The organism is Staphylococcus argensis (assembly GCF_002902305.1).
Classification (GTDB): Bacteria; Bacillota; Bacilli; order Staphylococcales; family Staphylococcaceae; genus Staphylococcus; species Staphylococcus argensis.
On sequence record NZ_PPPX01000001.1, the window covers coordinates 73,163 to 87,632 of the forward strand.

Here is a 14,470-nt window from a genome sequence, read left to right on the forward strand (position 1 = left end):
AAACGAAGCTCTAAGATGTGTAAGTAGTGGATGGCAAAGACGACGCAACTCAGTTAACGCGTTATTCAGCACATTTACATAATCTTAGAGCTTTTTTACTATTTAAATTAAATAATATTGATATAATAAGAGTAAGTAAGATTCAATTTGGAGTGCATAGTGATGATTCAATGGATATTGTTTGATAAAGATGGAACGCTCATCTATTTTGACCAAAGCTGGACGCGCATCGGTATTCAACTCGTTGATGATTTTATAGAACGTTATCGTGCGTCGATTGCAGATGTCGAGCAAGCTTACAAAGATTTAGGTGTCGTGGATCGAGACATCCTACCTGGGTCGGTCATGGCTTCAGGCTCATTAGAAGAGATGATTGCTCATTTTAACCAAATCGCTAATCGCGACGTCTCAGATTGGGTGAAAGAACATAGCCAGACGCTGATTGATCAACGTGAGCCGGACAATGAGTGGGTTGACGGCGTTTACGAAATGCTTGAAACACTGCGACAACGTGGGTATAAGCTCGCAATTGTGACGAGCGACACACGTAAAGGTACGGAGCAATTCTTAGAAGCGACGGATTCCGAACATCTCTTTGACGTGATTATTTCTACAGAGGCGCATGCAGTAGAGAAACCGAATCCTGAAGTCTTGAAGCCGTTGTTTGAGCAGCATGAGGTTCAACCGGAAGAAATCATGATGGTCGGTGACACGCCAAACGATATTCAAACAGCAATTAACGCGCAATTAGGTTATAGTGTAGCTGTGTTGACAGGTGTAGGAGAGAAAGAGAGTTTCACCCAAGCAGATCGTATTGTAGATGATGCCACTGCAGTTCTTGATATATTAAATGACATATAATTTGAGGTGATGACGATGATCATTGATGGCCTTTATGCTGAATATCACGGATTAACATTCAAAGTAGTGAAACCTATGGGCAACGAACTCTTGCTTGTTACTGAAGAAGATTATGCTGAGGACTTAGGATTTACAGCAGATATATCAGATGCGTCTCCTCACACACTTTATTTTAAAACGGTAGCGAAGGATGACGTCGATCGTCTCTACGACTTGACGCATGAAGCGAGATACGAAGGTTCAATCTTTGATTTGTTTCAAGACGACGAAGGCAACTATATCGGTACCGATAATCAAGATAAAGCGTTGTCCTTTGGCTTGGAGCCGGTCAAGGATTTGCCCGTTGATGGCTATTATAGTAAAAGGGTTACAGACGATGAAATTGAGAAGATCGTCTATCGCAAAGATGTACAGTAAGATGACGAAGCGGTGCGTAGGTGCTCATTGTGCCAACGTGATGTTGCATTAATAATGTGATGAAAAGGTTTGTTTCTTACATTAGATGTAAGGAGCAGGCCTTTTTTTAATGTTTTTGAGCGATAGAAAAGGTTTGCGAGACGCATTGGTATGAGACATTTTTGAAGGTAAATAGGGTAATAACAGTGAGAGTTTTTACATGGTAACGAAATAATCTAAATGTAGGGATGAGATAGTGCTTTTGAGTTATTGCTTAAGTATGCCAACTGGAGTATGAAACACTATTTTCTAATAATAATAATGTATAGAATACTGTGAATTAAAGATTGTATTGAGCTGTTTTATCTAGTATAATTGATAACGATTATCAATGGAGGGTTTGTGTTGAAATACGTGTTAATTACAATTGGGGTGTTGTTCACGATAATCGGATTTATCGGAGCTGTCGTTCCTTTATTACCGACGACACCTTTCCTGTTAGTAGCTGTGATTTGCTTTTCAAACAGCTCAGATAGATTTAAGAACTGGTTAGTGAATACTAAGATTTATATTAATTTTGTGGAAAGTTTTAAGAATGAGAGAGGCTACACTTTGAAGAATAAATTCAAGCTATTAGCGAGTTTATATATCGTAGTTGGTTTCTCAATCTACATGATTGATCACACTTGGATTAGAGCAGGGTTAATCGTCATGGTGCTCATTCAAACGATTGTGCTATTCACATTTGTAAAAACACTTCCACAAAAAGCGAAGGAGAGATAACATCATGTTTATGGCTGAGAATTGTTTAACTTTAGAAAAAGGTAGTGCGAATGAAACGGTTGAGCGTTTCTATAATCGACAAGGTATCGAGAATATTCAAGGATTCAAAGATATGTTCGTCACGACCACAAATAATTTGAAAGACTTTGATGAAGTTAAGATCTTAACGATATGGGAGTCAGAACAGTCATTTAAAGATTGGCTGCAATCAGATGAGTTTAAAGAAGCACATAAAAATGTGAGACAGCATAAAGAAGATAGTGCGAGTCCGATATTGCAAAACAGTGTTTCTACTTATTCTATCGCATATCACTACGGTAAGAATGCATAAGTTGAATATAAAGTGATTGAAAAGGCTTGTTTCCTAATATTTGAGGAGACGAGCTTTTTTAGTACTCAGGGATTATAGTAACAAACTATTACAAATAGAAAGGCGCTAAGCTAGACGAGTTGTCTAGCTTAGCGTCCTGATTAGCAGTGCGTAAGGTATATTCGATAGAATGTAGCGATTTATACCTTGGATTTGTTATTATTTTTCAACGTTTTTTCTTCTGAATAATAAACCTAATCCAGCTACTAGCATAGCTGTTGAAGTAGCAAGTGGTACAGTCATGTCAGAACCACCAGTTTCAGGTAATTGACCTGTTTTGCTATCTTCTTTAGATTGGTTACCTTGTTTTGAACCTTCAGTAGTACCTTGTTCAGAATGTGTTTGACCTTCAACAGTATTACCTTGAGCGTCCATAGTATCATCGTTAGTCATGGCATTTACTGTGCTGTCTTGAACTACATTACCTTGTGTATCAGTAACAGTAGTGTTGCCTTGAGCATCAGTTACAATAGTGTTACCCTGAGCATCAGTTTCAACTGTTTTACCTTGATTGTTTGTAGTTGCATTACTTGAACCGTTAGGTACTTCAGTTGTATTATCACTAGCTTGTGCATCACCTAAAGGACTTTGACTTTGATCGCCAGGAGTAGGAGTTATTTCATGACTTCCGTCATACTCTAAAGGACTAGTGCCTTGTTTGCCAGGAGTAGGAGTCATTTCATGACTTCCATCATACTCTAAAGGACTAGTGCCTTGCTTGCCAGGAGTAGGAGTCATTTCATGATTTCCATCATACTCTAAAGGACTAGTACCTTGGCTACCAGGAGTAGGGTCCATTTCGTTCTTACCATCATAAGTGTTAGTGATTGTGTTTGGATCTTGATTGTCGATTTCTGCGCTATGCTCACTTGTTGGTGCATATGGATCCACACCATCTGATGCAGTATTACCGTTGTTTGCAGGTGTAGTTGCGGCTGGAATAGTACTTTCTTCTGGATTATCTAGGTTGAGTTCAATCTCATCTTCTGCTGCATTCGCAGAGTGGCTAATGCCCAAGAATAGGAGAGATGTTAAAAGGGCTGAGCCCACACCTACTGAGAACTTTCTGATTCCAAATCTATCTTTTTTAGTAAATTGATTATTGTTCATTGTTTCATCCCCTTTATAAATAAGAAGTATTTAATTAACAATCCCAAAGAGTAAATAGCCTTAAGCTATTATCTATTTGCACTTTCAATTTTAGCACTATATATAATTATATTTATATACGTTATATACTTAGTTATTTACGTATATTTTCAAGTAGTGTTTAAAATACAAGTTGACTATACGAAAAATTATCGATTATTTACAATATCTCCATATATTTCCAATGCAGTAAAAAAACGCTCAAAATATTGACTTTATACTATGTTTGTGTCACGTTAATAAAAAATTCTTATTTGGTAATGACACATTATATCTGTACAAATAGTAAATTAATAGATAAAATTTTGTAAAGCTAGTTAAAAAATATAAGGTTCTCACACTAAGATAAAAAATAAGATAAACAACGGGGTACAATATTTCTGAAGGATTATTGTATTAAGGGAATATGTGGAGGGGATGACGTGTTTCCGTCAATTTACTACTTACCGGAAGCAATGAAGCAACCTCAGCGTTGCTACGATGGCATGATGCTCATCTCAGCAGTTAAAGGGAGTTTGAATATTCAGGTTGAGGGAGAAACGCTGAATAATTTAGCTATCCATGTCGTCAATGAGGGAGAGTTATTTAAAGTTAATAGTAGTGGGATTATTATATTTTATATACCGAGTCACTATTGGATTGTTAGAGAACAGTCGGTATTTAATGCTCATTACATTGTTGAGTCTCAGCAACAAGAAGGATTAATTGCAGATTTAAATACATTATTCAACCGTTTACGTGACCAGGCGAAAGCGTTAGATATCGATGCATTGGTAGGCCAGATTATGAAACGTCTGACATTAACTGAAACACCTACATATCAACATTCGAATGATTTAATCACGCGTATTTTGAATTATGTGAGGGAGAATTTGCATCATAAGATTACGTTAGATGAATTGGGTCAACAATTTTACGTATCACCGTCGTACGTTTCAAATCTATTTAAAAGACATTTGGCAATCAAGTTTAATGAGTATGTCAGTTTGTTACGTGTAGCTAAGACGATAGAAGATCTTGTCGTTGAACACTATAGCGTCGAACAAATCGCGAATCGTTGGGGATATTTGAGCGCGACGAAATACATTACGCATTTTAAGACCTATATGCATACGACACCTAAAAAGTATACGATGAGGGAATCGACAGCGCACCGGTTAAAGATCCCACATGCTATAGAAGACTTGCGAATCATTAACAATTTGAAGTTTCAGAGAGCGAAACAGACGCATCAGCAAAGTATTGTGATAGACGATGATTGTATAGATGACGACCGTTTATCTTACTTTAACTTGATTAATATTGGTGGCTTTGATGATTTAGACGGCATATTGGACGAACAAATTTATACGTATAAGAACTATACGGCGCATCGTCTATCAGCTTTCGTCTACATTAGTCAAACGGCGCCCAACGCGCAACGTATGATACAAGGGATTAAGCGTTTGTTGAAGAGTAAAGTACCTTTCGCTCTGCACATTGAGAGCATAGAGGATTATCGTATCGTGGAGGAGACGATTAGAGACTTTAGAATTCTTGAACTTGAGACAACTTCAGGCGATAGTTTGAAGTCACTCAAGGTACTACTGTTGCTAGATTGGAAGTTAAAATATTTGGATTCCATCGAGCAATTTAATTCAGAAATATTCGGTATTCAAATATTGACTGCCATTGATTTAACTGATGTCTATCTTTTTGGCCATCAACAACAATTGAAAGAACTTTCTTGCTTGAAGACAGATTACTACACGCTGGATTTAAAGCGTTTGAATAAGAAACAAATCATTACTGAAACGGAATCTTTAGCATTTTTAAACCACCTCAAACAATTCCTCAGTTCGATTGACCTTCCTAAAAGTATTATCTTTCTAAATCAAGAAGCGATTAAGCACGAGAAAGTGAACGCGATTGCAAATTATATACAAAAGGTCGTCGCATTAAGACAGTAACTTGCAGGTGTGAGCGTCTATTTCTCATATCGACAAGAGAATCAAAGCGATTTGGCTATATTTAACGATTATGAGACGAAGACGGCGTATACCTTTATGAGTTATATGCTCGCCAACTTTAGAGAAACAGCGAGTTATTATGGAGAGCATTATATCTTAACGAAGAAGAACTATGCTTATAATATTCTGTTGTATAATCCAACTCCAGTCTCTACATCTACTGCTAGCTATGATGAAACGTTATATGCTTTGCATATGAATGATGCAGCGCAACAGCAGGGGTATATCGTGTCTACTGAGACGATTACGGATGTAGAGAAAGGTTGTTTAGACTCTATTATTTCGGAGAATATCTCGTCTGGTCAGCAACTTCCGACGCATTTGAAGTATAAACTGAACAAGTACAATAGACCGAAACTGACAGTGGACTATCACGACTTTCAACATGAACCTTATATGGTTAAAGCGAAAGCCAATGCAGTGACCTTAGTCACAATTTATTTGTAGTTGATTTGATTGAGAGGATGAGTGGTTGAGTGACTATATTGGAAACACCTCATTATGATAATAGATAGGAGATAATTATCGAAAAATATTCACTTTTTTGGTTAGACTTATAGTATGATATAAAGTGTAGTATGAATACCAGACATCAAACATCAGAAAGAAGGTAACTTACATGAAGAGAATTACTTTATTAATATTAGGTTTAATTACATTGAGTTCAGCTTGGTCTACACTGAAGATGATTGTAGCGTTATTTATCACGAAACGTGCGATAACGGTAAGTTATTCACCTCTACCATTTTCACTGGATAACCCACATAAGTTGATTATCTTTGTGTCGATTATTATTTATATTATTTTAACGTTAATTTTAGCTGCAGTTACAGCACATTATGCGAAAAGTAGACGTTAAGTATGTAGGAAAATAAGGTATTTTACCTGCATTACGCAGCTCTAAGAATGGATTTTCATTGTGGTTTAGCTTTATCATGCGTCTCGAGTCCACATTGAAAATGGTTTACAATTCGTTTTTAATTCTGTTTATCTTTCGCTTCATATACTGTTTTCAATTAATATCTTGTTATCTATTACAAATAAGCCCATTTCTATTCAAGTGCGATAGGAATGGGCTTGTTGATGTTATTTTTGACTTTTACCTAAACCAAAAGGCATAGCTTAACGAGGATCAACTTGGCGATGGGTATCAATCACGTGTTTAATCTTCGCAATGACAGGATCTAACGACGAGGGATCTTCAAATAAATCATATTCGTTGATGTTCACGCGAACGACTGGGCATGCCTTAAAGTTATCAATCCACGCTTCATAACGGTCGTAAAGTTTCTTCCAATACTCAGGATCTGTATTGATCTCCATATCGCGGCCTCTACGACGAATACGTTCAATAACCTCTTCGTAATCGCACTCGAGGAAGATGAGCACGTCAGGTTGCGGGAAGTACGGTGTCATTACCATCGCGTCAAAGAGCTCGGAATAAGTGTTGTAGTCCGCTTGGCTCATCGTACCTTGTTCCTCATGCATCTTCGCGAAGATGTCAACGTCTTCGTAAATTGAGCGGTCTTGGACGAAACCGCCGCCATACTCAAACATGCGTTTCTGCTCTTTAAAACGTTCTGCTAAGAAGTAAATTTGCAAGTGAAAGCTCCAACGCTCAAAGTCCTTGTAGAAATCATCGAGATAGGGATTGTGCTCGACATTCTCGAAAGAAGTGCGGAAATTCAAACGGTCAGCTAAGCCTTGTGTGAGTGTAGATTTACCTACGCCCACCGTTCCCGCTATCGTAATTACTGCATCTTGAGGAATACCGTAGTCATTCATCAATGTGTGCCTCCAATCATCGGTTCAAGTAAGTTTAAAATGTGGGAATAATCTTCTTCATTATTCACGAAATCGAGATGTGTTGTATCAATATAAATGACGTTGACGCCATTTTGTTCTAGAGAAGTATAGAATCTGTGATAATCACGTTTCAACTGCGTGAGATAGTCATCTTCTATTTGTGTTTCGAAACTACGATTGCGATGTCTAATACGCGCTTTGAGTACCGAAAGATCTGCATCTAGAAAGATGACCGTATCTGGCATGATTAAGTCTTCAGTGAGGATGTCGTAGATTCTTGAGAATTTATCAAATTCTGTTGCTGTTAACGTATTATGCGCAAAGATTTTATTTTTATAAATGTGATAATCGCTCACAACGTTGTGCTCGCTCTTGGCGAGGTCTTGAAATTGTTTGTAGCGATTACAAAGAAAGAACATTTCAGTTTGAAAGCTCCACTTAGAAATATCGTCGTAGAAATCTGAGAGGAAAGGGTTGTCGTCAACGATTTCTTGTTCTTCTTGATAACCAAGGGTTTGGCTTAGTTGATGTGCTAAAGAGGACTTCCCTACACCGATGGGTCCTTCGATAGCTATAAAAGTCTTTTTCATCTTTATCGCTCCAATGCTAAAATAGACAGTAGTTATTTTATCACATCAGAGGTGAATCAGACAGATGACGTTAGATGAATATTATATGACGCTTGCGATTGAAGAGGCGAAAAAAGCAGAACGTATTGGCGAGGTCCCAATAGGCGCGGTCATCGTGTATCAAGATACTGTCATCGCACGTGCGCATAATTTGCGTGAATCCAGCCAAGATCCTACTGCGCATGCCGAACACCTCGCTATTACACGGGCTGCGAAGATCATGGGAAGTTGGCGCCTAGAGGATTGTCAGTTATACATCACTTTGGAACCGTGTGTGATGTGTTCAGGTGCTATCGTGATGAGCCGTATCCCGACTGTAGTCTACGGGGCTACCGATCCGAAAGGCGGATGTGCAGGGAGTCTGATGAATTTAGTTCAGGAACCGCGTTTTAATCACCGTGTAGAATTACGTACAGGTGTGCTTGAGGAACAATGTGGTGAGTTGTTGCGCCAGTTCTTTCGTCAGATGCGGCAACGTAAAAAGTCAGCAAAAATCATACGAACAGACGAGCATACATAACGACGTTTAAATGGTAGAATGAGAATATGCTGCTTAAATGTGACAACTATTTAACATCATGATCATATAAACGGCGTAATCTTAAAGAGAGAGGAACGAAGAGATAGAATGATTAAGCTCATTGCATCAGATATGGATGGTACTTTGTTAAATGCATCACATGAAATATCGGAGAAGAATGCCGAAGCAATTCGCTATGCGCAGTCTTTGGGCATTACTGTTATTATAGCGACAGGACGTGCTTTCTATGAAGCGAGCACGCCTTTAGAACATAGCGGTTTAAAGGTCCCTTATATTTGTTTGAATGGGGCAGAAGTGCGCGATGAATCTTTTAACATTATCAGCACCTCTAATCTCAACCACGAGTTAGTACAACGTATTACGACTGAACTCAACAATGAAGATGTGTATTATCAAATTTACACAAACAGAGGGATTTATACGGAAAATCCTGACCGAGATTTAGAGATTTACGTGGATATCGCTGAACGGGCGGGCCAACAGGCTGATGTTGAGAAGATTAAGCATGCCATTCAAGATCGTATCGACAATGGTTCGCTGAAAGTCGTCGATGATTACAGTAAGATTGAATCTGTGCCAGGCGAATTAATCATGAAGATACTCGCTTTCGATAGCGATTTAGAGAAGATTGATCGCGTGAGTAAGCGTTTATCTGAATCGAATCATTTGGCTATTTCGTCCTCATCTCGAGGCAATATTGAGATTACGCATAGTGATGCTCAGAAAGGCATTGCACTGGAAAGCATTGCTGAGAAACTGGGTGTAGATATGGATGAGGTCATGGCTATCGGTGATAACCTGAATGACGTTTCAATGCTGTCACGTGTCGGTTATCCTGTGGCGATGGAGAACGCGACAGACGAAGTGAAAGCTGTGGCAAACTATATCACAGAATCTAACGAACAAGATGGCGTAGGTAACGCAATTATCAAATATTTAGATGAATACAATTACGAATAATTTGAGGTGATTATAGATGAAAGGGTTAATTATCGTAGGAAGTGCGAAAGTCGGTTCACATACCGCTGCTCTAGCCAAATATTTAAAAGGTCAATTCGAAGATCATGAGTTTGACGTAGAAATCTTTGATTTAGCAGATCGTCCTATCCATCAACTTGATGTTTCTGGAGCTTCTGAACCATCAGAAACGTACAAAGCAAACATGAAAGATTTACAGACGAAAGCACGTGAAGCAGACTTCTTTGTACTTGGAAGTCCAAACTATCATGGTTCTTACTCAGGTATATTGAAAAACGCGTTAGACCACTTAACGATGGATGACTTCAAGATGAAACCTGTAGGACTTGTAGGTAATAGTGGAGGCATTGTGAGTGCGGAGCCGCTTTCTCATTTAAGATTAATCGTGCGTACGTTATTAGGTATTGCTGTGCCAACGCAAATTGCGACACATGATTCTGATTATAACAAACTTGATGATGGTACGTATTATCTTGCGAATGAAGAATTCCAACTTCGTGCGCGTTTATTTGTTGATCAAATCGTGTCCTTTGCGAAAAATAGCCCTTATGAACACTTGAAATAAAGTGAGATGTGCTAGTGGGAATTTGGAATTTCTCACTCACTTTAAGTAAATATTTAATAATAATAGGAACCGATTCATGCATAATTCAACTGTGGATCGGTTCTTATTAATGTAGTGTTTTATGATTAGTTTTGAATTCAAATAATGACGCTACTCAACTTAGGATACTTTCCAACTCATCGTTAAAATTAGAGTTCTGTATCTACGATGAGTGAGACGATGTTGTGATATTCTGCAAGTGCTTCTGATACCTTAGCTAAATTGATGTCGTACAAGAAGATGCGGCGTTCATCTTTCGTATCTCTTTGTTTTTTGAAATATCCTTTTTTAATTAAGTCATTGAGTTGTGCTGAAATTGGTGCGTTGCCGTTATGCAAATGCTTTTTTAGCTCGATAACATCTAATTTTTCAGAGTTTAGCTCATGAATTTTTTGTAATAAGATGACCTCAGTGAGTGACAGCTTTAAAGTATTTTTAATTTCCTTTTTAATGGTATTACGTTTTTCCTCGTAAACGATCATGTCCATTTCATTCACCTCAAATAATATTTAAAATGTTAAACAATTCCCCAATTTGTAAAGCCTATGCGTGTGATAGGCGTATGTAGTAGCGATTATATATTCATATATTGTCATTAATCATTTTGACTACCAAATCATTGTAAGACTAAAATTATTTTAATAAGTAAGAATTTTCTAAAGAATTAACTGGTAAAATGATCCCCAAAATCACTTTACGTATATGAGTGAAAAGTCTGTAATTGAATGAAAGCTGAATTCAATATTGAGTTGTCGGATAGTTAAGCTCTTATAAGAATTATAGATATGACTGCGGAGTATTTCTTTATCAAGCAGTTGGATATTCTGTAGTAAGGCTAAGTATATTTAGAAGCGGAGAGATAATAGGAAAATAAGTATATAAGTAGTCCTGGAAATTTCTAAAAATAGCACTATCAAGCATTCAGTTTCTGAGTTATGCCACAGTCGATGTGATATATAATTTAGTCTAGTTAAAATTTATAATGACAGTATATTTGTTATTGTACTATGAATAAAATAAATCCGATACGCGATATTTTCACATTGTGTCACATAAAATTTATTATCATCATGGATTAAGAAGAAATATCGGTTAAAATTTTACTGATCTAATTAAAAATTAACAAGATAATGCGATTTCTATTCATAATACACCTTTAAAGTAAAAAGAGATTTAATAAAAAACACTTTAAGAAGTGTCCTCGATATAAAAAAAGGAGAGTGAGACAGAAATCGGCGCGATTTCATCGTCTCACTCCCTACTAACATAACTAGTTTTGATACCAGTTATTGAGAAAACAATAGTACATCTCTATATTCACTTTAAAGTTAACAGCAACCATGAATTCAGATCACTATAGTTTATTTCTATCGTACATTTTTAATTACGATGCACATTTTATAGTTAAAATGGGTCACGTCTGTAATAGAATTTCTACGTTAATACAGCCGCTTCTTCCAAAATTATTTACGGTGTTTCAATTTCGCAAAAGCATCGTGTTGATGAATAGATTCTTCATTACGACATTCGATATCGAAGCCTTCGAGCCAATCGAGTTCAACTAAATCTGCCGCGATTAAGCGAATTAAATCTTCAACGAAACGAGGATTTTCATAAGCGCGTTCTGTCACACGTTTCTCGTCTGGACGTTTCAAGATAGGATACAAGACAGAACTTGCATTTGCTTCCATTGCGTCTAGGATGACAGATTTGTAATCATCGCTTAATTCCGCATCTTTATCGATATATGCTTTCACAGTGACAATACCACGTTGGTTGTGCGCAGAGTATTCACTGATTTCTTTAGAACAAGGACAAAGCGTAGTCACTGCAGCCTCTATTGTGAGTTCTTTACGTGTCACGTTGTCATCTTTAATCGCAAGTCCGTAAGTTACATCAGCGTGTCCGACAGCTTTGATGTCAGTTTGAGGGCTGTAACGGTCGTAGAACCATTTGCCTGAGACATCGACACCTGCTGATGATTGATTCATACTTTCTTGTAAGATACGTAATACTTGGTACAAAGCATCAAAGTCGAGTTCGATACCGTGATTGTAATGCTTTTCAACACTTTCGAGTATACGACTCATGTTGATGCCTTTCTCATCTTGATTCAAACTTGTTGAGAAACTAAAGTTTCCTGCTGTTTGAAAACGATCAATATTGACTGGATAAATTAAATTTTTAATCCCTACTTCTTCAATTTCAAAGAGAAAGTCTTTATTTGTGCTCTGTAAGTCAGTCATCTTCTCTTTTGACGTCGGTTTGTTACCTTTAATAGGATCGACGGAACCAAAGTGTTTCCAGCGACCCTCTCTCGTAGATAAATCAAATTCACTCATGCTATAGCCTCCACTTTAAGATTCAAAGTTATAAATCCAATAAGGTTCGACTTCGAGAAAGCCTTGGACTTCTCCGCCAACTTCAGGGCTAGCAAGATCTTCTAAGAAAGGTCCCATTTGAGAAGCGTGAGCTTTGAATGCGCGAAGTTTCACCTCTTTATAATCACTGATCTCATTGAGAATGTCAGGGTCACCTAACTTCTCAGGTGCATCATTACTAAATGCAACAAGTTGTAAGCGTGGTCTTTCATTTGCTGGCATGCGACCTACTGTGCGGACAACTGCTTCTGCTGTCGCTTCGTGGTCTGGATGTACCGCAAATTGTGGGTAGAATGAAATGATGACAGATGGTTGGCATTCGTCGATGAGTGATTGAACCATTGCATCCATTTCGTCGTGTGGTTCAAATTCAACTGTCTTGTCACGCAGTCCCATTTTACGCAAATCAGTAATCCCTATCGCTTCTGCAGCTGCCTCAAGTTCACGTTCACGTATCGTAGGGAGTGACTCGCGTGTCGCAAAAGGCGGATTACCCAAATTACGTGCCATCTGGCCTGTGGTTAAGCAGGCATAAGTGACAGGTACGCCTTGGTCAATGTAACGTGCGAGCGTACCAGCTGATGAAAAGGTTTCGTCATCAGGATGTGGAAAGATGACGAGGACGTGTGTCTCCTCTGGCATAGTATTCCTCCTTAAGCTTTAAATGGATGTTTGCTGATTTCTAAAGTCGCTGCGAGCTGCCCCTCGTAGTTAAATCCAGCGATTAAGAATTCGCCATCCTCATTGATTTCGTAATGTGTTAGTCCCTGTACATAGACCCAACCGTTCTCTTTGAGCTTGAGACCGACACGGAAAGGATCTTTGTGGCCACCTTTGAGTTGTGCATGTTCGAATGAGAGTTGAATATTTCTTAAGAAAGCCCCGGCATTAAATACGCGTTGATCGAAATGGTTCGCGTAGGCCCCATTCGTTGTTTCAACATGCAAATAAACTGGCGTATTCGCATAGGATGAGAGTATTGATTGTACGTGTTCTGCATCAATCGGTTCCAACGATTCTTCCTCCAATCGGTCTATATCCACTTCTGTAGCCGTGCTCAGCATCTCCATGTTAGGGGAGCGATACGCTACAGTGAGATGATATTGGCAATATTAACGGGTTGAGTGTCCTTGATTATGTTTTACTCAATCAACTTCCTCAACCACGCATTAGACTCATTATCTTTCTATTTTACTAGAAAAAGACTAAGAAATGTATATCTATGCTCAAGAAAGTGATGATTTACCCCAGTTAGAGTGAGAATAGGTTTAAGGTTCAGAATATATTGATAAAAATACTCAGCTATTTATGTTAAGGTGGGAGTAAGTGCTCCTTGTCCCTTCGTTTTAAAATGAGAGGACGAGGGTAGTAACATAATGCAAGATAATCTCGAAATAAGAAGATGCTAAGTAATAAAAAGGAACACGCATTTTATGAAAAGCAGATAAAGAAAGGATGTTCTCATTGGAATTACAATTAGCAATTGATTTATTAAATAAAGAACAAGCAGCAGAATTAGCAAATAAAGTGAAAGATTACGTAGATATCGTAGAAATCGGTACACCTATCGTTATCAATGAAGGTTTACCATCAGTTCAACACATGGATGAAAATATCGATGGCGTAAAAGTATTAGCTGACTTGAAAATCATGGACGCAGCAGACTACGAAGTAAGCCAAGCTGTGAAATTTGGCGCTGACGTTGTAACAATCTTAGGTGTGGCTGAAGATGCATCTATCAAAGCAGCGGTTGAAGAAGCACACAAACACGGTAAAGAATTACTCGTGGACATGATCGCAGTACAAGACTTAGAACAACGTGCGAAAGAATTAGATGAAATGGGTGCAGACTACATCGCAGTGCACACTGGTTATGACTTACAAGCACAAGGTGTATCACCGCTCGACAGCTTACGTAAAGTGAAAGGTGTAATCAAGAACTCTAAGATTGCTATCGCTGGCG

At 38.1% G+C, this 14,470-nt stretch carries 17 protein-coding genes and 1 pseudogene; 11 read left to right on the forward strand and 7 right to left on the reverse strand.

Annotation, left to right across the window (positions count from 1 at the left end; all coding sequences use genetic code 11):
• Nucleotides 1-165 precede the first annotated feature (165 nt).
• The 4 genes from CD039_RS00350 (at nt 166) to CD039_RS00365 (ending at nt 2,371) form a co-directional block, all read left to right on the forward strand.
• The gene (locus CD039_RS00350; RefSeq protein WP_103371570.1) at nt 166-861 is read left to right on the forward strand and encodes an HAD family hydrolase; all 696 of its coding nucleotides are present in this window, start codon (nt 166-168) and stop codon (nt 859-861) included.
• A 15-nt stretch (nt 862-876) separates the two neighbouring features.
• On the forward strand, nt 877-1,278 hold the full coding sequence (locus CD039_RS00355) for a hypothetical protein (RefSeq protein ID WP_186303053.1): 402 nt from the start codon (nt 877-879) through the stop codon (nt 1,276-1,278).
• 384 nt (nt 1,279-1,662) lie between these two features.
• On the forward strand, nt 1,663-2,040 hold the full coding sequence (locus tag CD039_RS00360) for a YbaN family protein (protein WP_103370671.1): 378 nt from the start codon (nt 1,663-1,665) through the stop codon (nt 2,038-2,040).
• A gap of 4 nt (nt 2,041-2,044) precedes the next feature.
• Nucleotides 2,045-2,371: an antibiotic biosynthesis monooxygenase gene (locus CD039_RS00365; protein ID WP_103370672.1), complete on the forward strand. Its 327-nt coding sequence runs from the start codon at nt 2,045-2,047 to the stop codon at nt 2,369-2,371.
• Between the two features lie 198 nt (nt 2,372-2,569).
• Here CD039_RS00365 and CD039_RS00370 read toward each other — a convergent pair whose 3' ends face one another.
• Nucleotides 2,570-3,520 carry a YSIRK-type signal peptide-containing protein gene (locus tag CD039_RS00370; protein WP_103371572.1) on the reverse strand — a complete coding sequence of 317 codons (951 nt, stop codon included), beginning with the start codon at nt 3,518-3,520 and terminating at the stop codon, nt 2,570-2,572.
• Nucleotides 3,521-3,981: 461 nt separating this feature from the next.
• Here CD039_RS00370 and CD039_RS00375 point away from each other — a divergent pair, with 461 nt between their 5' ends.
• From CD039_RS00375 to CD039_RS00385, 3 genes are all read left to right on the forward strand, one after another.
• A complete protein-coding gene (locus CD039_RS00375; protein ID WP_103370673.1) occupies nt 3,982-5,508 on the forward strand; it encodes a helix-turn-helix transcriptional regulator in 1,527 nt (508 codons plus the stop codon).
• A 51-nt stretch (nt 5,509-5,559) separates the two neighbouring features.
• The gene (locus tag CD039_RS00380) at nt 5,560-6,015 is read left to right on the forward strand and encodes a hypothetical protein (protein WP_103370674.1); all 456 of its coding nucleotides are present in this window, start codon (nt 5,560-5,562) and stop codon (nt 6,013-6,015) included.
• A 172-nt stretch (nt 6,016-6,187) separates the two neighbouring features.
• Entirely contained in the window at nt 6,188-6,427 is a 240-nt protein-coding gene (locus CD039_RS00385) for a hypothetical protein (RefSeq protein ID WP_103370675.1), read from the forward strand.
• A 263-nt stretch (nt 6,428-6,690) separates the two neighbouring features.
• On the opposite strand, the gene CD039_RS00390 is transcribed toward CD039_RS00385, so the two are convergent.
• Both CD039_RS00390 and CD039_RS00395 read right to left on the reverse strand, forming a co-directional pair.
• Complete coding sequence (locus CD039_RS00390) at nt 6,691-7,353, reverse strand: deoxynucleoside kinase (RefSeq protein ID WP_103370676.1); 663 nt, start codon at nt 7,351-7,353, stop codon at nt 6,691-6,693.
• Nucleotides 7,353-7,964, reverse strand: a complete 612-nt coding sequence (locus CD039_RS00395; protein ID WP_103370677.1) for a deoxynucleoside kinase — start codon at nt 7,962-7,964, stop codon at nt 7,353-7,355. Before CD039_RS00395 ends, CD039_RS00390 begins: the two co-directional genes overlap by 1 nt.
• A 64-nt stretch (nt 7,965-8,028) precedes the next feature.
• Between CD039_RS00395 and tadA the strand changes: the two genes are divergently transcribed.
• The 3 genes from tadA to CD039_RS00410 all read left to right on the forward strand — a co-directional run bounded on the left by tadA (nt 8,029) and on the right by CD039_RS00410 (nt 10,087).
• The gene (tadA, locus tag CD039_RS00400; protein WP_103370678.1) at nt 8,029-8,523 is read left to right on the forward strand and encodes a tRNA adenosine(34) deaminase TadA; all 495 of its coding nucleotides are present in this window, start codon (nt 8,029-8,031) and stop codon (nt 8,521-8,523) included.
• A gap of 108 nt (nt 8,524-8,631) precedes the next feature.
• Nucleotides 8,632-9,504, forward strand: a complete 873-nt coding sequence (locus CD039_RS00405) for a Cof-type HAD-IIB family hydrolase (RefSeq protein WP_103370679.1) — start codon at nt 8,632-8,634, stop codon at nt 9,502-9,504.
• A gap of 16 nt (nt 9,505-9,520) precedes the next feature.
• Nucleotides 9,521-10,087 (forward strand): NADPH-dependent FMN reductase, encoded by a 567-nt coding sequence (locus CD039_RS00410; RefSeq protein WP_049405936.1) that lies wholly within the window; start codon nt 9,521-9,523, stop codon nt 10,085-10,087.
• 188 nt (nt 10,088-10,275) lie between these two features.
• Here the strand turns inward: CD039_RS00410 and CD039_RS00415 are convergent, their stop codons facing one another.
• The 4 genes from CD039_RS00415 to CD039_RS00430 all read right to left on the reverse strand — a co-directional run bounded on the left by CD039_RS00415 (nt 10,276) and on the right by CD039_RS00430 (nt 13,520).
• A complete protein-coding gene (locus tag CD039_RS00415) occupies nt 10,276-10,614 on the reverse strand; it encodes a transcriptional regulator, SarA/Rot family (RefSeq protein ID WP_240595004.1) in 339 nt (112 codons plus the stop codon).
• Between the two features lie 975 nt (nt 10,615-11,589).
• Nucleotides 11,590-12,468, reverse strand: coding sequence for a GTP cyclohydrolase FolE2 (folE2, locus tag CD039_RS00420; RefSeq protein ID WP_103370680.1), 879 nt, complete (start codon nt 12,466-12,468; stop codon nt 11,590-11,592).
• 15 nt (nt 12,469-12,483) lie between these two features.
• Nucleotides 12,484-13,149, reverse strand: a complete 666-nt coding sequence (gene bshB2 / locus CD039_RS00425) for a bacillithiol biosynthesis deacetylase BshB2 (protein ID WP_002472548.1) — start codon at nt 13,147-13,149, stop codon at nt 12,484-12,486.
• Nucleotides 13,150-13,160: 11 nt separating this feature from the next.
• Entirely contained in the window at nt 13,161-13,520 is a 360-nt protein-coding gene (locus CD039_RS00430; protein ID WP_040806807.1) for a YojF family protein, read from the reverse strand.
• Between the two features lie 469 nt (nt 13,521-13,989).
• Between CD039_RS00430 and hxlA the strand changes: the two are divergent.
• Nucleotides 13,990-14,470: pseudogene (gene hxlA / locus CD039_RS00435) on the forward strand (3-hexulose-6-phosphate synthase); the annotation flags it as partial.

Excerpts from the sequence above, each read along its gene's own strand:
- CD039_RS00410 (WP_049405936.1), top strand. The coding sequence starts at position 9,521 with ATGAAAGGGTTAATTATCGTAGGAAGTGCGAAAGTCGGTTCACATACC.
- CD039_RS00395 (WP_103370677.1), bottom strand. The coding sequence starts at position 7,964 with ATGAAAAAGACTTTTATAGCTATCGAAGGACCCATCGGTGTAGGGAAG.
- CD039_RS00415 (WP_240595004.1), bottom strand. The coding sequence starts at position 10,614 with ATGGACATGATCGTTTACGAGGAAAAACGTAATACCATTAAAAAGGAA.
- CD039_RS00355 (WP_186303053.1), top strand. The coding sequence starts at position 877 with ATGATCATTGATGGCCTTTATGCTGAATATCACGGATTAACATTCAAA.
- tadA (WP_103370678.1), top strand. The coding sequence starts at position 8,029 with ATGACGTTAGATGAATATTATATGACGCTTGCGATTGAAGAGGCGAAA.
- CD039_RS00365 (WP_103370672.1), top strand. The coding sequence starts at position 2,045 with ATGTTTATGGCTGAGAATTGTTTAACTTTAGAAAAAGGTAGTGCGAAT.
- bshB2 (WP_002472548.1), bottom strand. The coding sequence starts at position 13,149 with ATGCCAGAGGAGACACACGTCCTCGTCATCTTTCCACATCCTGATGAC.
- folE2 (WP_103370680.1), bottom strand. The coding sequence starts at position 12,468 with ATGAGTGAATTTGATTTATCTACGAGAGAGGGTCGCTGGAAACACTTT.
- CD039_RS00405 (WP_103370679.1), top strand. The coding sequence starts at position 8,632 with ATGATTAAGCTCATTGCATCAGATATGGATGGTACTTTGTTAAATGCA.
- CD039_RS00390 (WP_103370676.1), bottom strand. The coding sequence starts at position 7,353 with ATGAATGACTACGGTATTCCTCAAGATGCAGTAATTACGATAGCGGGA.
- CD039_RS00370 (WP_103371572.1), bottom strand. The coding sequence starts at position 3,520 with ATGAACAATAATCAATTTACTAAAAAAGATAGATTTGGAATCAGAAAG.
- CD039_RS00385 (WP_103370675.1), top strand. The coding sequence starts at position 6,188 with ATGAAGAGAATTACTTTATTAATATTAGGTTTAATTACATTGAGTTCA.